The sequence below is a fragment of the Lacinutrix sp. C3R15 genome, assembly GCF_018860825.1.
In the GTDB taxonomy this organism is placed as follows: Bacteria; Bacteroidota; Bacteroidia; order Flavobacteriales; family Flavobacteriaceae; genus Oceanihabitans.
This window is the reverse complement of the sequence record NZ_JAHKPZ010000012.1, coordinates 1-19130: the sequence shown is the minus strand read 5'-3', so window position 1 is coordinate 19130 and position 19130 is coordinate 1. Positions and strand designations below refer to the sequence as shown.

Here is a 19130-nt window from a genome sequence, read left to right as displayed (position 1 = left end):
GATAGAATAATTTACCAAGCAGTGTCTTAATTTTAATTAGTTCAGGCACTGTTTTTATAGATATACTTTTTAAACAGAATCATCTTCGCTGTCCAGAAAACTCTATAGCTTACACCAAAGGTTACAAAGCTTTCGCGTTGTCTTGTCTTGTCTTGTAGTGTAGTGTATAAGAAAAGTATCCTTTTGGTTCCATTATACAACTCCTGCTTTTGCTGATTGTTTTTCTACAACAAAAACGCCCCAATCTGCTATAGATTGGATTAACGGAATTAAGGTTTTACCAAAATCGGTTAACGAATACTCCACTTTTAAAGGCGGTTTAGAGGTATATACTTTTCTTTTAATGATGCCATCTTCCTCTAAGGTCTTCAGTTGTAAACTTAAAGTACGTTCAGTAACCGTTGGCATTTTCTTTCTTAATTCATTATAGCGAAGCGTACCATCTATTAAGTAAAATAAAATTACCGACTTCCATTTTCCTCCTATAATACCCATAGTTAAACTCGCACAACATGGATATTCTTTTCCTTTAAATGTATACATAAAACTTCCTTTAAATTAAATTATTAATGCAAAGGTATTATACTATACTAAATTATACAACTATACTTTTTATAGTAAATTTAACATTCGTCTAAATGTATTGTTATTGTTGTGTTTACGCCTTTTTTTAATAGAATAATTTATACTATCCTTTTTGACCGTTATTGTGAGTATTACAAACTACAATTACTTTTGCACTATACTTTTTATAGTATAATTAATAATCAACTTAATAAAATACATACTAATGAATTTATCTGAAAAATTAAACTGGAGATATACCACCAAAGAATTTGACGCAACAAAAAAAATATCTGAAGCAGATATGGCAGAAATCAAAAACTTATTAAGAATGAGTCCTTCAAGTGTAAACTTGCAACCTTGGCATTTTATAGTTGCTGAAACTACAGAAGGTAAAGCGCGTATGGCAAAAGGAACTCAAGGTTTCTTTCATTTTAATGAGCCTAAAGTTACCAACGCTTCAGCAGTAGTATTATTCTGTTCAAAAATTGATGCAGATGATGCCTATTACCAACACATTGCAGATACTGAAGATAAAAATGGAAGATTTCCAAATGAAGACATAAAAAACGGATTCCTAGGTGCAGTAAAAGCTTTTGCAGGTATTCATAAATACGATTTAAAAGACCAGCAACACTGGATGGAAAAACAAGTCTACTTAAACATAGGAAGCTTTTTATTAGGTGTTGCAACTTTAGGTATAGATGCTACACCAATGGAAGGTATAGATGTAAAAGCATTAGATGAAGAATTTGGTTTAAGAGAAAAAGGTTTCACAGCTTTAGTTGCTGTTTCTATAGGTTACAGAGCAGAATCAGACTTTAATTCCACAGATAAAACACCAAAATCTAGATTGCCAGAAAGTGAATTATTCACTGAAATATAATTAGTATTTCTCTTGAAAATTAATGTCATGAAAAAAAACATCTTATTCGCATTAGCACTAGTAGCAGGTATTTTTGCAAAGGCGCAAACACCAACAACAGACAATATTAAGTCTATAAATGAAGTAGTAACTACAGATACTGTAGAATGGGGTTGGTTAAATCCGTTACGAGGAGATAAAAGTCCAGCTGCAGGAAAACTTTGGGGAGACAGAACCAAAAACGAACCAGCAGGTTTTTTAGTAAAATTCAATAAAGGGTTTTCTTCGCCACCACACATTCACAACATTACGTATCGTGGTGTGGTCATTAAAGGTTTATTGCATAATGATGATGAAAATGCAGAGAAGCAATGGCTACCAGCTGGATCTTATTGGCAACAACCAGCAGGAGAAGCACATATTACTGCAGCAGATGGTGAAGAAAATATGGCTTTTTTAGATATACAGGAAGGACCATATTTAGTACAACCAACAGACGAAGCTTTTGATAATGGTGAACGACCAATTAATGTAGATAAAACCAATTTGGTATGGTTAAACGCTAAGGATATAGAATGGGTTTCAGAAAAAAGTAATGTAGAAACTGCTTTTTTATGGGGAAGCCATGAAAAAAATCAATTACGTGCTACACTTTTAAAACTACCAGCTGGTTTCAATGGGAAAATTAAAAATTTAAGTCCAAATTTTAGAGCTGTAGTTATTTCTGGAGGATTAACGCATCAGTTTTCTAAAAAAGAAACTAAAAATAAATTAGAGCCAGGATCATATTTTGGAGCTAAAGAAAACGCGACTTCCATGATTTCAGCAGAAAAAGAAACAGTTATTTACATAAGAAGTAATGGAAATTATAAAGTGACTTCAAAATAACTTATGAATTAAGAATATAGTTGAATCCCTAATTATGGATTAATAGCAAGAAGAAGTCACCATGTTGTGGCTTCTTCTATTTTAATTATTTAGTACTTTTAAAATAAACGACATAGCCTTTATCTTTATCTTCATTGTCAATTAAACCATAACTAATGGTTTAGAAGAGAGATATGAAATGTCTTGATAACCTACAGATTAGAAAAAATGTGAGATTACTGCATTTTATGTAAATATTTAAACATTACATTTGATTGCTAGTTTCCATGTGCTTTATAAAAGCATGAAATAAAATGAAAGATTTACATTATTTTTGTACTTCATATACCATGCATAACTACTGAGATTTGTTAGAGAAAAGACAGCAATTACCCAAAGAACAATTATTAGATACAGATTATTTTATTTACTGTTTAGAAGCAGTAGAAGATATAGAAATAGATGCTTTTACTGAAACACAAAAAAAACTAGAACAATTGACCACGCAATATGGAGTTGCCAGTATTTATAATACATGTGACACCATAGAAGGATTAGAAGCTAGCTTAGATGCATTGGTCTTAGATGACCATAATTTTAAAGACTACGAAATAATTTACCTAGTCATAACAGGAGAAGCAAATAGTATTTGTTTAAATGACTATTACTATAGTCTACAGGAAATTGCAGAACTTTTTGAAGGACGATTAGAAGGAAAGATTTTACACTTTTCAAATGCTAAAATTCTAGATTTAGACTCAGAAGAAGCACAATATTTTTTAGATATTACTGGTGCAAAGGGTGTTTCTGGCTATGGTAATGCAAGTAATGAAATAACTAGCTCCAATCTGGATATCGCATTTTTTAACTTATTTAAAGAAGATGATAACATGCTAGATGTTGTTGAAGAGTTACATCAAAAATATTACAAAATGTGTAAACTACTCGATTTTAGATTGTATTATTAAAGGATATAACAAGTGTAATAACTATCCATATAAGTCTGCGACGTTATATCTGTAATTATGTCAAATATCGCCCAAATGCGCTATTAAGCTAATTGTTGTAAAATGCACTATAATGTGCTGCATGGCGCCTGTCCCGTTCTTGAAACGGGATAACTTGAACTTTGCTTAAAAACAGGGCAGAGCGTTAAAAAATAGTCCAGTGGACTGTTTTAGTGAATGAGCCAGCTGGCGCTTTGATTTACTACAATTTCTTAAATAAATTTATTCTAAAAAGTTTCTTCTACAATGTTAATGAAATCGAGTTTGCGAGATTCAAGAACTCCTCTAAAGCAATAGTAACCTGTGATTAAACACTTTTTATGCGACGACGTAGGAGGGAAGCATAATGTGTGTGGAATGGATTTGAAATATTTTTCTTATCTTTATGACAATCGCTTGATATTTAGCGGTTAACTCTCCCTTTTAGAAAAAATAGCACAATTTTTATTAATTACCCAATATTGGGTATGTTTTGGTTTTGAGTAAAATCATAACATTGTTTATTGTATAACTATTATTTAAAATAATATATATAAGCCGTTACTATGAAAAAATTACTTTTTAATGCATTTTACCAGGGGAAAGATGAAGAATCCGTTGGATCTGGAAATTGTGCCTCCATTGCAATAATTAAGGCTGCAATGTATACGTTTGGTTATGATGTGATTAGTTTTGAGAAAAAGCTAAAGACTTATCATGTTACACTAAAAAATGGGGATAAGATTTCATTTGATGATAATGAACTTCAATATGCCAAACAAGAATCTTCTTTCATAATTGGAAAACATAGTAATGAAAATGAAAAAGAACAGTTTAGTAAAATTCTTGATTATGCCCACTTATGCTTTACTACAATATGCAAAATGGCTCAACAAAATGGAGACTTTAGCAGTAGATATAGTAAATTCATAATTCCAGAAAATTTTGAACTTGCAGTAGAAATAGTTAACGATGGAACATTTACTCCACACGTTTATGAATTTTTGGGACTTGAAGATAGTGCATCAGCTACATATCGAGCGAATCTTCGTGAAAAAGTTAAACAGCCTTATGGTATGGTTTTATGGACTAAGTCTCATGCTATGTATGCTAGTGAAGGTTACTTTGACCTGTATGGCAAAAAACAAAAGTTTAAGCGACGAGTAATGTCAAAATTACCAGGTGTAATAGCAACTGGAATTTTTAAATTAAAACTTTAAAATATGGAATTATTTAACTTTAAAGAACATGATGTAATAACATCTCTTTACAATGAAAAAAGTGCTAGAGACTTAATTGAGGCTATTAATAGTCCAAAATATGCAACTTTACTTACTCTGAATGATGCAGGTGCTGTATCTTATGTGAAAGATGACAGCCCAAATCCATCGATGCTAGATTTATCTAATCAGTTTATAAATTTTCAACTTTCAAATGATTTAAAAAAACCACCTATTCTAGAATCATCACAAGTCCAACCAGCTTTATCAGGAAGTAATGAAAAACCTGATATGTTAGTAAATCTTGAAATGCTATCATTCCATGTTGGAGCTAATGAGGATATTGATAAGAATTCAAGAGCTACAATAAGAATAAATATTGGTAAAGACGAAAACTCAAGAGACAAAAATTTTGACACGGCATTTTGGAGCATAGCAGCTGGTCTAAATTTATATAATCAGGCTAAAAATAAAGCGGCTGAGCCAAAAGAATTAAAATCTGATTTTAAACAAGCATTCGGTAATAGACCAATTGAGATACCAGGCGGCTTGAGTAAAATGACCTTTGAAGTTGTTAAACATAGAGAACCAAGATGGTGGCAAAAAATATTTAAATTCCTTCAATCAAATACTGGTAAATCCTTAATATCTACAGTCGGTTTTCCTGCTATTTCGTCATCTGCAATAAACATGCTTGACGAACTATTGAATAAACTTGATAAATCTGAACCTGAAATATTATTCAAAAGTTTACCACTCAGACTAGCATTATCACAGCAAGCAAAAGATGATTTTACTGCTGGAAATCCAAGAATTAAAATGGGATCTTTAAATCCAGGGTTTACAGTTTTAGCTCGAGGAAAAGATTTTGAGACAATTGTAAATTCAGATGCATTTTTTTATCCATCATATGGAAAGTTAGTTCCTTCAAATGTTACTGAAGCACAACTTTTAAGTGGAAGATATGATGATCCATTTAGAGATGTAACCTATTCTATTTTTAGAGTAGGTATGAAAGAAACAAAATTAGACCCGTCATTTAATTTTGGATAAAAATTTAAAATTAAACGTCTATGCATTATTAAAGGGAAGTCTACAGAACTACAATAAGTATTTAGGCTTTAATATAGAATTCAAATATATAAATGATAGTTTGAGTATTAAATATACATAAAATGGATTTATTGAAAAACTTTAAAATAGGAGGAATAATATTTTTAATAATGAGTCTTTATTTTTTTTATAAGCGAAATGATGTTATTCGTGAAATCTTAAGAGGTAGAGATATTAACTTAGTAGAAATAGACGCCCTAATTTTACCTTTAATTTTAATTATACTTGGCTTTATGCTAATCCTAAAGAAATCCAAAAAAGATGAAAACAAAGATTAAGATTATTCTGTTTTTTATATTTTTTTTAACTAATATCAATATTTTAAATGCTCAAGAGAGTGATTATATTACTGACATTACCGCTTTCATAAAAAAGTTAAATTCAGAATTAAAAAGTATTTTCAAAGATGAAAATAAAGATCGGATTATAAGAGAGATAAATTACCTTCAAAATGATTTAACAGCATATCTTAATGCTAGAAGAGTATTTATGAATTACATGAAACTTAAAGATTATGAGATTGTTAATGATCAAGAAGCTCGTATGCATATCCAAATTCTAGAACTAAGACTTAGGAGCCTATTATCTCGATCAAGAGAACTTAGTTTAATCTTTAATAAAGATCGAAGCGATATTTTTTTAGTAATTGAATATCAGGAACAACAAGGAGGGTTTCTTTTTGATTTGACAGGACATGTTGAAGGATATGATAATGATTCAATGACAAAAGATGAGATAAAAAATGATGCTTTAGCTATTTACGACAAGCTTCTTCAAGGTTTATCTGCTCTAGATGATTTAAAAATTAAATTAATTGATGATTAATTACTTTCACGAATTTTTGTATAAATGCACTATAATGTTCCACGTTATATAACTAACTATCGATATAAGTCTACGACGTTATATCTGCAATTATGTCAAATATCGCTAAAAAGCGCTATTACGCTAATTGTTATAAAATGTACTATAATGTTCTGCGTTATGTAACTTGAGCTTTGGATAAAAGCGAAAGTTGTTACTACAGTTTCTTTAAAAATTTATTCTCAAAAGTTTCTTCTACGATGTTAATGGAACACTTTTTTTACGAAACGACGATAGGAGAGTAGTAGAATGTGTGTGAAATGGATTTTAAACTAATTAAGGTTATTTGTTAAAAGTAAAGTTTCCTTTTTATAATTTGTGGCCAATTCATGAGCTATCCAATTAATTATTCTTTCTATATTTTCTCTCATTGGTACGTCTGAAGTGTTTTCAAGTTTTTCTTTCCAAACGTTTAATGATTCTATTAGTTTTAACACTACTGTATTCTTTGATATTTGTACATCTGTTACTTGTTTAAATGTACTAAAATGTAATCCCCAAAATATATAAATATCTTCATCATTACATGATATAGTTTCTTGAGTTAATTTTGAGAATGCATCTAATATGGTAGTATTGAATAAATTTTCATAAAATACTTCGGCTGATTTTACAGCTACGCTATTGTTAATATTCCATAGCGTTCCTATATATCCTCTTGCACCTACAGCAATAAAAGAATCTGCTATGTCAGACCAAGACCAACAAGTATTATTAAAAATCAATGGAGAACGCGATGCAGCTAAATGGTGAAACATTGCTTGATAATTAAAATCAGAGCATTTAATTGCACACGAATTTGATATGTTTTTTTTTGGTTTTCTTTCTTCCTTATCAATATTCCTCGTAGAATTGAGCATATCTGCATACACATATTGAGGAAATTCAATAGCTTTTAATTCTTTACTTCTCCAAACATAACCATCGAATTTTTTCCAAATCTTTTTCGAGGTTACGGGAATTTTTTCTTCTAATTTTGATGGAGCAAAGCTAACAACTTCATCATATTCCACAATATGTTCATCTCCATTACTATCAATAAATTTATGCTTAACACTATAACCATCAACTTCACCACCATGACTACATATATGCAATAAATTAAAAGGGTATTCTCTTACGTGGTAATTTATATTGTGAGATGTTGCATTTTCACCAACTAACTCTTTTACATAATAACTCTTTTTTGTGAGTTCATCAATTACAAAATTTGTTTCTTCATCTTTAAACTCTAATGGAGAAAAAACTATTGCTGAATATGGAGTTTGAGCAGCCTCAAAATACAAATTATTAAAAATGAAAAAATCTGGATTTAAATGAAGATGCACATGTGAGAATGGGATAACATTTTTAAGAATAAGTGAATAAGGAGCACCTTCGGTAAAAAAAGTAGCAAAATCATAATCCTTAAACTCTATAGTTTCAATGTTTGGGTAAACAAAAGAACTCAAATCGTTAAAGGAATTTTGATCTCCATTTTTCCATTCATCGATAAGAGTTGAAATTTTTCGCTTATCAATTTTTAAAGGATTCGTTAAAAAAATATTAGCGTTAATTGATATCCCATAATTTATTGCAATGACAACTCCAACCTTTTCAACATTCTCAATCACAACAATACCACCATTATTATTTAATTCATGAACAACATCATCAGCATTATCGTCAATATGCAAAATAGAATCACTTGACATTGCTTCAACAAGACCAACATAAATTTGACTTTCCTTACAGCTTAAAGTATTACTCTTTTCAACCATTGAACCCAATATAAAAGTAGCGTCACTGATGTCATTAATTTCTATAATATTATAATCTTTTGGAAACTTCAAATAACTGCGTTGGTCTTTTGTTAACCCTATTAATAAAATATTATCACAACCTCTCAATCTTCTAATAGTATTTCCTATTTTTATGCTTAATTGGCGTGCTCTATTTCTTGTTAAATGATGTTCATCAATCGCTGAAACAGATTGATTATTATCAGCTGCTGTTACAGAAGGAAACTCGAACATTGGAGTGTAAAAACCTTTCTTGTTTGCATAACTTGAAACTATTGCAGATAATATTGGTTCATCAATATTTGCTATGCAGAAGAAATCTTTATTAAATTCTGGTATTTTCAATTCTATATTAGTTTTTTTTATGAGAATATAAATGTATTTCTATTTTAATAAATAAGCGTTAATAAAATTAATAAGAAATCAATTAAAGTAGTATTTTAATTTAAATAATAACAAAAATATGTCTGGACGATTACAATTATTAGAACAAAAGCTTTTAGCTATAGATGGAGCTGGATTTCAAAATCTTTGTGATACTTACTTGGTTATGAGAGAAAATGAATACTCAAGTTTGAATCGTACAGGAAGTCAATTAGGAAAGTTGAAAACAATAATTGGTACACCAGACTCATTTATGAGAATATCTGGTAATAAATTGGCTTACATTGAATATACAACACAAGCGACAGCAATAGTCAAAAAAATAAAAGAGGATATTGACAAGTGCTTGGATGAATCTAAAACTGGTGTTGAAATAAATGAAGTTCATAAAATAATTGTATGTTTTAATAGTAGACTTAAAGTCTCTGAAGAGACTTCGTTACAAAAGTATGCATCGAAAAAAAAGATAAATCTAGAATTGATAGGTATTGATACTATTGCTTTAGATATTATGTCTAAATATTATTCATTAGCAAGAGATTTTCTTGGAATGTCTTTAGATACTGGGCAAATTCTACCTTTTGATGTTTTTATAAGTGAGTATAACAACAAAGCTAATCAATTATCTACACCTTTAGATAATTTGTTTTTTCATAGAAAATTGGAACTTGATAGTATTCAAGCCATATTAAATTCAAAAAATTTATTGATATTATCAGGAGCAGCAGGAGTTGGTAAAACAAAGATTGGAATAGAAGCCATTAATGTTTTTAAAAACGAAAACCCTTCATATATATCTTATGTAATTGCAAAAAAAGATGTTGATATTTATGAGGATTTAAAAATTCAATTGAAAGAGGATAAAAACTATATACTTTTGATTGATGACGCTAATAGACAATTACCAAACCTATCACAGATTTTTGGTTTTTTTAAATCAAAAAGAAAAGGAAATTTAAAGTTAATTATAACTGTTAGGAATTATGCTCTATCAGATATTTATAATTTAAGTCACGATTTTGATGTTGAAACTATAGATATACCAAAGTTTTCTGATGAGGAAATAATAGACATATTAAAAAGTGATTCATTTAAAATTATAAATAGTAAATATCAAAAAAAGATTGTTCAAATTGCAGACGGAAATGCACGTCTTGCAATTATGGGAGCTCGTTTAGCTTTAGAAAAAGAAATAGAATTTTTACTTGGAGATGTTGGAGACTTGTTCGAATCCTATTTTAAAAGCTATGCAATTGATTTTGATTTGTTTTCAAATAAAGACTTATTAAAGTCTTTAGCACTTGTTTCATTTTTCTTCACAATTGATAGAGAAAACAGAAGTTTTATAAATAAAATACTATTAGACTTCAATTTGGATTATTATAAATTCAATGAAGCAATTGAGTTATTACACCAAAAGGAACTTGTAGAAATTCAATATAATCATATTCGTATTTCAGAACAAGTAATGGCAACATACTTCTTCTATATAGTTTTCATAAGAGATGGATTATTATCTTTTGAAACTCTACTATTTAATTATTTTGAAACAGACAAATATCATATTAAGGATAGTATTATACCTGCAAATAATTCGTTTGGTTATGAAAAGGTTTTATCTAAAATCAATCCTGTTATAGATAAATATATTGTTATAAATAAAGATGATAATTCAAAATTATTAGAATTTTTAGATGTTTTTTGGTTTTATAAACCAGATGCAACATTATCCTTCTTCTTAAATAAAGTAAACTTAATTGAAGAGCCTAAAAATCCTATATATTCTGGATCTTATGAAACCAATGACTTCGTTCATAATAGAGAACAAACTTTAGATTATTTATCACGTTTTTATAGAAATTATAGTGATTCATTTATACCTTCCATTGAACTCGGATTTGAATACGTCAGGAAGCGACCTGAACATTTGCCAGAATTTGTAAGAAGAATTAGAGAAACTTTATTGTTTGATGAGCCAGATGAAAAATATGCATACAAGAGGCAATCTACGTTCATAAATTTAATGAAAGAAAAAATTAAAGAAGGCTTGCATCATTACTCTGTCGCTTTCTTTGAATTAGCTAAAACCTTTTTGAAACATTCATTCCATATTACACATGGTGGAAGAAAAAATTCAATTACATTTTATGATTATCCAATTACAGATAGTAAAGAAATAAGAGAAATTCGAAAGGATATCTGGGAAACTCTATTTTACTGTTTTAATGGAAGTAGAGGTGAAGTAGTGACAGTTATAAATGAGTATAAACCTGAATATAGAAATAGGAACCCTAAAATAATTGATTTTGACTTATCAATATTAATTCCATTTATTTCAAAACATTTTTCATCAAAATCTTTTAATGAAACTTATGTTGTTAATGATCTTATAAGTTCATTAAATCGTGAAAAAGAAATTACAGATTTGTCATACCAAAAATTAGAATCAAAATTCAATACACTTGAATATAGAAACTTTAGAAAAATTGACTGGAATAGATTGAGAGATAGAGATGAATATGACTATACAGATTGGAGAAAGTATGAAGAACTCAAAACGGAAAACCTAAAGAAAAATTTCACTTTTTCTAGTAGTGCGAATTTTAATTCATTTTTTGATTCGATTGAAAATGTTCTAAAAGTTAGTAAGAATAGTAATTCACAAATTGAAAACTCAATTGATATAATTATTTCTGAAAATTTCAAAAATAATAATGAAGTTGGATTCAGTTTGCTTAAGCAGTATTTAGATAAAAACTATGATATAAGAACCTTATATAAAACCTTGTTTACCATAAATAATGCAACAAAAGAATGGTCCTTATCACTTTGGGAACTACTTAATGACTGGGAAAATGAAAATAGTATCAGTTGGAAACTAGATTCTTTAGTTAGATTACCGAAAGAACATATTGATAATTACTATTATAATGAAGCTTTGAATACTATAAAAAGTATTACTAAACCAAGCTATTTATATTTAGATCAATTGTCAAAATTTCTTATCATTGATAAGCTTTTTCTAAAGAAAGTAATTGATATTATTTCTAATAAAATCGAAAAAGAATCAATTAGAATTATCTTCTCTGACTACCCATTTACAGATAATTTAGATATTTTTAAAGATGATTTTGACCTGATTAAAAAATCATATTTTCAGCAATTTGAGTTTGGAAAATCAGGATCGTCTTTTGATTACCAGAAAAAAGGGTTTAAAAGTATTTATAATAAGTATCCAAAATTTCTTTTTGACTTTTTCTCTCATTTTTACACCAAATATGATGTTCATAGAGATGTAAAAAGTCTTGATATATCATTTATTTGGGATAACCCAAAAGACACTATTAATATTGAAAATATAATAAAATTATTAATTGAAAAAGAACAATATATTGGGCTTGGTGAGCATTCTGTATCGGCTTTGTTTCATAACTTAAAAAACGATGAGCAAAAGCAAAATGCGTTTGTTTTCATTAAAAGTTATATAACCAAAAATGCATTGGATAGTGATTGTATTCAAATTATATTTGACACTGTAAAAGAGTGTTTAATAGAACAGTATGAAGAACTACTTCATCATTTTTTAAATATAAATTCTGGATTGGATTTCTTTAAGAAAATTGATTGGATTGGAAATGCGGGAGTTCAAATGGGAGAAGTGATTTGGGGAGAACTTTATGCGAAAAAATGGGGAAACCTTCTCGAAAGCGTCGATAGGTTTCATAATAAACTTGTCATTATTCCTATCAAAAGCTATATAAAGAGTAAGATACAAGAGCAATATAGAAGAGCAGAATCTGAAAGGATGAGGAAATTTATAATGCCGAATAGATTCTAAACGACCTCATAAAATTTTGGCTAAAACAATAGGTGAGTGGAGCGTGTATATTTTAGGGGTCTAGTAATACTGTATTTAAGAATTCTAATTATACAACAATTTCAAAGCAATCTTAAGAAGTTACAATGTTTCCTAAAATATAGCGTAACGAGCCGTAATTGTTTCCAAAAGTTTATGCAGTCTTGATTTTTTTGTTTCTTTTTTTATCAAGAAAAAAAGATAAGAATGAAAACTTAAGAAGTTCAAATCTTTAATTTCTATTTTACATAATATTAGAAGTTACAATTAAAAAAGATTAAACGGTAACGAGAATAGAATAAGTGCTTGGAATTTTATTTTTCTTAAAATTTAAGCTCTTATGGCAAGCTTACGAGAATCGCGTAGAAAAAAATATTACCAATAAATACCCAATTACGAGAATTATGATAACATCTAAAAGTTAGCTTTTTTTTGGCGCTGGCAAAGCGGTTGGAAATTGTGTTTAAAAATAAATGCCATATTGGGCATTTAAATTTTTAAAAAGCAATCGAGCGCTTGGTGGCGGCTATTTTACATAACGGCTAATTATAGATACAAATGTTTTTTAAACGCTGCGAAGCAAACCGCTTATTAGTCTAATGACCCAAGTTCCAATTAATCTTATGAAAACGAATGCTTCTGGGATATTTTACATAATATAGAATTATAGCTATCATTTTTTTTATAAATAGAATGTGTAGTACTAAACATCATAATTTCTCCAGCACGCCATCTGTGTTATAAATAGCTTAATCCACCGGATAAACCTATTTATAATTTGTACTATAATTAATATTATGTAAAATAGAATATTTTGTTACTACCTCCTTAACCAATCTTATAACTTATAAAGCTTTTTAATTTTTAAGGCTAAAATAAGCGTTAATAAAAAATTAATACATTCGTTTAGGTGTAAAACATAAAGTACTTTTGTAGTATAAATTAATTATATGCATACATTTAATAACCTAACAACTATAAAACATTTTTTATACGATTACCTAATACAATTAGGTATTTCTAGCAATACAGCAAAGTATCTTAATATGCTTGGTTTGTTTATCGCTTTATTTATTGTGGTTTTTATTATTGACTTTATTATTAGAAAAATAATAATTAAAGCTTTTAATCTTTTTGCTATTAAATCCAAATCTAAATTTGATAACATACTTGTTAAAAATAAAGTCCCTCGTAATATAGCGCATATTATACCACTTATTATTGCTTTAGAGTTTATACCAACTGTGTTTGATGATTTTCCATATCTAGAAAATTTTATAGAAAAAGGATTAAAAGTATTTGGTATTGTACTAGCACTTTGGGTGGTTCGTAGTTTTTTAAATACCCTAAAAGACTTTTTTAAAACACTCCCTCGTTTTAAAGACAAACCTATTGATAGTTACATTCAAGTATTTATGATTTTTGCCTGGATGTTTGGCCTCTTCTCTATTTTTGCCATTATTACAGGAATATCTTTCTGGAAATTTGCTACCACAATTGGTGCTGCTTCTGCTATTATTCTTTTAGTTTTTAAAGACACCATTCTTGGTTTTGTCGCTAGTATTCAAGTATCTATAAATGATATGGTGCGTATTGGAGACTGGATTACCTTTGAAAAATATGGTGCAGATGGTGATGTTATAGAAATTAATCTTTCTACAGTAAAAGTGCAAAATTTTGATAAAACCATTACCACTATTCCTACCTATGCACTTATTTCAGATTCTTTTAAAAACTGGCGCGGAATGAGTGATTCTGGTGGTAGAAGAATTAAAAGGTCTATTATTATAAAAGCTACTAGTGTACATTATTTAACTGATGAGGATATTAATAAACTACAAAAAATTCAACTTATTACTAGTTACTTAACAGAAAGGAAAAGTATTATTGATGCGTATAATACAGAAAATAACATAGATAAATCGGTTTTAATTAATGGTAGAAACCTTACCAATTTAGGTGTTTTTAGAAAGTATATACAGCTGTATATAGAAAATCATTCTGCAATTAACAAAGACATGACCATCATGACACGTCAATTAGCTCCAACACCACAAGGTTTACCTCTTGAAATCTATGCCTTTAGCAAAGATAAACGCTGGGAAAATTACGAATATATTATTTCAGATATCTTTGATCACAGCCTGTCTGCAATACCTTATTTTGATTTAGAGATATATGAATTATCAACAACAATAGCAGCAGAAACTAATGCTAGTAATTAAACACTTACGAGTTAAAAATTAAAGTGTAAACAAAAAAAAGCTTCTTATTTTATAAGAAGCTTTTTTTTAATATTGTATTGTGAGTAAAACTACTTCAGTATTTTTACTTTTACTGCATTCATACCACGTTGACCTTTTTCAAGTTCAAAAGAAACTCTATTACCTTCTGTTATTTGGTCTATTAAACCACTAACATGGCAAAAGTATTTTTCATTGTTTTCAGAATCTATAATAAACCCGAAACCTTTAGAGGTATCAAAAAACGAAACATTACCTGTTCTTACAGGGTCAAATGCTTCTTTATCTCCTTCTAATGTTTTAGGAATACTTACTTCAATATTGGCAGCTTTTACTTTAACTTTTAAAGCAGGATCTGGTGGAGTATCTGTTAAGTTACCATTATGATCAACGTACGCAAACTGAATTCCTTCTGTACCGTTTGCTTCTTTTTCAGCCTTTCGAGCTTCCATTTTTTTACGCTTATCTTCACGTTTTTTCAAACGTTTCTTCTCCTTTTCGCTTTTGTTAAATGTCTGTTGTGATTTTGCCATTAATTACCTTAAAATGTATTTTTTACTTGTTAATATGCCTCAAAGATATTGATTTCCTTACTGGTAAGCAAAAATTAGAGCTTACTTTTACAGAGTATTTGGTAATTATAATTAATAAGGTAGTTTTTGTAAATCTACATTTCCGCCAGAAAGGAGAATACCAACCTGCTTGTTTTCAAAGTGTTTTTTGTTTCTTAAAACAACAGCTAAAGCTACAGCACTAGAGGGTTCAACAACTATTTTAAGACGCTCATAAATAAGCTTCATGGCTTCTAAAATACTGGCTTCATCTACGCAAATAATTTTATCTACATACTTTTGCAAAATAGGAAAATTAATATCTCCTAAATTTGTTCTTAAGCCATCCGCAATGGTATTTGTGTTTGTATTAACTTCTATTTTTCCGCTTTGCAAAGATCGGTATGCATCATCAACAGCACTAGGTTCTCCTCCAATAGCTACACAATTATTACCAAAGTAATGTGTTGCCAAAGCAGTTCCTGCTAATAAACCTCCTCCTCCAACAGGAGCAATTACCATATTTAAATTTGGTTTTTCCTGTAAAAATTTTAAACCTGCTGTTGCATTTCCATATATAACATCTATGTCATTAGAAGGATGTACAAAAGTTGCTCCTGTTTCTTTTGCTATTTGTGCAGAAGTAGCTTCTCTAGCTTCAAGCGTAGCTTTGCAAATGGTAATTTTTCCATGATAGCCTAAAACAGCATCTTTTTTTACTTGTGGTGCGTTTTCAGGCATCACAATATAAGCAGTTACGCCCAAACTTTTAGCGGCTAAAGATAGTGCTTGCGCAAAGTTTCCTGAAGAATGTGTGACCACTCCTCTACTGCGTTGGTCTTTGGTTAATTGTAAGATAGCATTAGTGGCTCCACGCATTTTAAATGCTCCCATTTTCTGAAAGTTTTCACATTTAAAAAATAAATTCGTTTCGCAAATGTCATTAATTCCTAGAGAGCTAAGTACTGGCGTTTTGTGAATATAAGGAGCAATTCTTTTATAACTTGCTAATATGGCTTGTTTATGTTTCATGGCGTAAAAAAAAGGAAATATACTAATACTTTTCAAGAGTTGTTCTATAAAAAAAACCGAAAATTATGTACTTTGCGACTTCAAATAAAAACTGTCAATGAAAGTATGTATTGCCGAAAAACCAAGTGTTGCTAGAGAAATTGCTTCTGTTTTAGGAGCAAATACTAAACGCGATGGTTACTATGAAGGTAATGGATACGCGGTAACTTACACCTTTGGTCACCTTTGTACATTAAAAGAACCTAACGATTATAAACCGCATTGGAAAAGTTGGGATCTTAACAATCTGCCCATGTTACCCGAACGCTTTGAAACCAAGGTTTCTAAAGATTCTGGAATAAAAAAACAGTTTAAAATTGTAAAGAGTTTATTTGATAAAGCAGATGTGGTTATAAATTGTGGCGATGCAGGACAAGAAGGAGAACTTATACAACGTTGGGTTATAAACCAGGCAGGTTATAAAGGTAAAGTAGAAAGACTATGGATTTCTTCTTTAACAACCGAAGCAATAAAAGAAGGTTTTAGCAGCTTGAAACCTTCAGAAAATTATGATAATTTATACTACGCAGGATTTTCTCGGGCTATTGGTGATTGGCTTTTAGGTATGAATGCAACACGTTTGTACACCGTAAAACATGGTGGCTACAAACAAGTACTTTCTGTAGGAAGAGTGCAAACTCCTACCCTTGCCATGTTGGTTAATCGTTTTAAAGAAATTGAAAACTTTAAGCCACAACCTTACTGGGAATTGCAAACCATGTATCGCGAAACTTTATTTAGTTATGAAGAAGGTCGTTTTCTTAAAGTAGAAGATGGAGAAAAACTAGCATCTATTGTAAAGCAACATGATTTTGAGATTGTTTCTATTACAAAAAAGGCTGGTAATGAATATGCACCCAAACTATTTGATTTAACAGGATTACAAGTATATTGTAATACAAAATTTGGATTTAGTGCAGACGAAACATTAAAGATTGTTCAAAAACTATACGAACAAAAAGTGGTAACCTACCCAAGAGTAGATACTACCTTTTTACCAAATGATGTGTACCCAAAAGTACCAGGAATATTAAAAAACCTAACCAAATATGCAGCACTAACAGAACCACTGCATGGTAAAAAATTAAAGAAAACTAAAAAGGTTTTTGACGATAGTAAAGTTACCGATCACCACGCGATTATTCCTACTGGACAACAAATGAACCTGCAATACAACCAACAACAAGTGTATGATATTATTGTGCGTCGTTTTATTGCAGTATTTTATCCAGATTGTAAAGTGTCTAACACCACAGTCGTTGGAAAAGCAGAAAAGGTAAAATTTAAAACCACAGGAAAGGAAATTCTGGAAAAAGGTTGGCGAATTGTTTTTGAAACACCCAATAGCACAACCAAAGAAACAGGAATATTACCTGCTTTTGAGAAAGGAGAAAAAGGACCACATGAACCTTCCTTTTTAGAAAAGCAAACCAAACCACCAAAACAATATACAGAAGCTTCTCTTCTTCGAGCTATGGAAACAGCAGGGAAACAAGTAGATGATGATGAGTTGCGTGAGCTAATGAAAGAAAATGGAATTGGTCGTCCTTCTACACGTGCAAATATTATAGAAACCCTTTTTAGAAGAAAGTATATAAAACGAAATAAAAAACAAGTTATTCCAACAGTAACAGGAATTCAGCTAATTGATACCATTCAAAATGAAATGCTAAAATCTGCCGAGCTTACAGGTAAATGGGAAAAGCAATTAAAAGATATTGAAAAAGGAACTTACAGTGCTGGAAGTTTTATCAAGCAGATGAAACAAATGGTAGATCGTTTGGTGTATGAAGTTAGAAGCGAAACAAAAAAAGCTAATATATCTTCTGTTAATAATAAACCTGCTGGAGCAAGTAAGAAAACTACAAAAAAAGCAACAAATACTTCCGCAGGAATAACTTCAGAGAAATGCCCTAAATGTAAAAGTGGGTCTATTATTAAAGGAAAATCGGCTTACGGATGCGCAAACTACAGTAAGGGTTGCAAATTTGTTTTACCTTTTTCTTTTAAAGGTAAAAAGATATCCGAAAAACAATTTATTCGCTTATTACAAAAAGGATCTACTGTTAACCTAAAAGGCTTTAAAACAGATACAGGTAAAGTAGATGGATTACTTCGATTCAATGAAAACTTCGAATTGGTTTTAGAACCTAAAAAAACGGCTACTACTAAAATTCCAGATACCTTAATATGTCCTAAATGCAAAAAAGGAACGGTTATAAAAGGAAAAACCGCTTATGGTTGTTCAGCCTATAAAACGGGTTGTGATTTTGTGTTTACTTTTGATGATTTAAGAAAAAAAGCAGGAGGTGAAAAGTTAACTAAGGAACTTGTGTTTAAAATATTAAGTAATTAATTTACATTGACTGTTGTCATTCCTGCCAAAGTAGGAATCCACATATAAACAATAAACAAAATCTATACACGTTTGTCATTCCTGCAAAAGCAGGAATCCATTCACATATAAATAACAACAGTATTTAGATTCCTGCCTACGCAGGAATGACAGTAAATAGACTGTATTATATAATAAATAAAAAGTACCAATAATACCTTGAAGTAACTTCCTTCTTGATAATTAAATTGCATTGACTATTGTCATTCCTGCGAAAGCAGGAATCCATTCACATACAAGTAACAATAGTCTTTAGATTCCTGCCTGCGCAGGAATGACAGTACATAATGAATATTACAAAAACACCTGCCTACGCAGGAATGACAGTAAATAGACTGTATTATATAATAAATAAAAAGTACCAATAATA

The 19130-nt window shown here is 29.8% G+C and carries 14 protein-coding genes; 10 read left to right on the top strand and 4 right to left on the bottom strand.

Annotated elements, in window-relative coordinates; genetic code table 11:
- Nucleotides 1-192 precede the first annotated feature (192 nt).
- Nucleotides 193-543 carry a helix-turn-helix domain-containing protein gene (locus KO494_RS02975; protein ID WP_215966112.1) on the bottom strand — a complete coding sequence of 117 codons (351 nt, stop codon included), beginning with the start codon at nt 541-543 and terminating at the stop codon, nt 193-195.
- Nucleotides 544-790: 247 nt separating this feature from the next.
- On the opposite strand from KO494_RS02975, the gene nfsB reads away from it, so the two are divergent.
- The 7 genes from nfsB to KO494_RS02940 all read left to right on the top strand — a co-directional run bounded on the left by nfsB (nt 791) and on the right by KO494_RS02940 (nt 6440).
- Nucleotides 791-1450 (top strand): oxygen-insensitive NAD(P)H nitroreductase, encoded by a 660-nt coding sequence (gene nfsB / locus KO494_RS02970; protein WP_215966111.1) that lies wholly within the window; start codon nt 791-793, stop codon nt 1448-1450.
- A 27-nt stretch (nt 1451-1477) separates the two neighbouring features.
- On the top strand, nt 1478-2317 hold the full coding sequence (locus KO494_RS02965) for a DUF4437 domain-containing protein (RefSeq protein ID WP_215966110.1): 840 nt from the start codon (nt 1478-1480) through the stop codon (nt 2315-2317).
- 347 nt (nt 2318-2664) lie between these two features.
- The gene (locus KO494_RS02960; protein WP_215966109.1) at nt 2665-3264 is read left to right on the top strand and encodes a DUF6642 family protein; all 600 of its coding nucleotides are present in this window, start codon (nt 2665-2667) and stop codon (nt 3262-3264) included.
- 584 nt (nt 3265-3848) lie between these two features.
- Entirely contained in the window at nt 3849-4502 is a 654-nt protein-coding gene (locus KO494_RS02955; RefSeq protein ID WP_215966108.1) for a hypothetical protein, read from the top strand.
- A 3-nt stretch (nt 4503-4505) separates the two neighbouring features.
- Nucleotides 4506-5555, top strand: coding sequence for a hypothetical protein (locus tag KO494_RS02950; protein WP_215966107.1), 1050 nt, complete (start codon nt 4506-4508; stop codon nt 5553-5555).
- A gap of 122 nt (nt 5556-5677) precedes the next feature.
- A complete protein-coding gene (locus KO494_RS02945; protein ID WP_215966106.1) occupies nt 5678-5893 on the top strand; it encodes a hypothetical protein in 216 nt (71 codons plus the stop codon).
- The gene (locus tag KO494_RS02940) at nt 5877-6440 is read left to right on the top strand and encodes a hypothetical protein (RefSeq protein WP_215966105.1); all 564 of its coding nucleotides are present in this window, start codon (nt 5877-5879) and stop codon (nt 6438-6440) included. The genes KO494_RS02945 and KO494_RS02940 overlap by 17 nt, the downstream gene beginning before the upstream one ends.
- Nucleotides 6441-6751: 311 nt before the next feature.
- Here the strand turns inward: KO494_RS02940 and KO494_RS02935 are convergent, their stop codons facing one another.
- Nucleotides 6752-8605: a hypothetical protein gene (locus KO494_RS02935; RefSeq protein ID WP_215966104.1), complete on the bottom strand. Its 1854-nt coding sequence runs from the start codon at nt 8603-8605 to the stop codon at nt 6752-6754.
- Between the two features lie 118 nt (nt 8606-8723).
- Here KO494_RS02935 and KO494_RS02930 point away from each other — a divergent pair, with 118 nt between their 5' ends.
- Complete coding sequence (locus KO494_RS02930) at nt 8724-12482, top strand: hypothetical protein (protein WP_215966103.1); 3759 nt, start codon at nt 8724-8726, stop codon at nt 12480-12482.
- 968 nt (nt 12483-13450) lie between these two features.
- Entirely contained in the window at nt 13451-14725 is a 1275-nt protein-coding gene (locus KO494_RS02925) for a mechanosensitive ion channel family protein (protein WP_215966102.1), read from the top strand.
- A gap of 89 nt (nt 14726-14814) precedes the next feature.
- On the opposite strand, the gene KO494_RS02920 is transcribed toward KO494_RS02925, so the two are convergent.
- Both KO494_RS02920 and KO494_RS02915 read right to left on the bottom strand, forming a co-directional pair.
- Entirely contained in the window at nt 14815-15276 is a 462-nt protein-coding gene (locus KO494_RS02920; RefSeq protein WP_215966101.1) for a cold-shock protein, read from the bottom strand.
- Between the two features lie 111 nt (nt 15277-15387).
- Nucleotides 15388-16326: a pyridoxal-phosphate dependent enzyme gene (locus KO494_RS02915; protein WP_215966100.1), complete on the bottom strand. Its 939-nt coding sequence runs from the start codon at nt 16324-16326 to the stop codon at nt 15388-15390.
- A gap of 97 nt (nt 16327-16423) precedes the next feature.
- On the opposite strand from KO494_RS02915, the gene KO494_RS02910 reads away from it, so the two are divergent.
- Nucleotides 16424-18721: a type IA DNA topoisomerase gene (locus tag KO494_RS02910; RefSeq protein ID WP_215966099.1), complete on the top strand. Its 2298-nt coding sequence runs from the start codon at nt 16424-16426 to the stop codon at nt 18719-18721.
- The last annotated feature ends 409 nt before the right edge of the window (nt 18722-19130 follow it).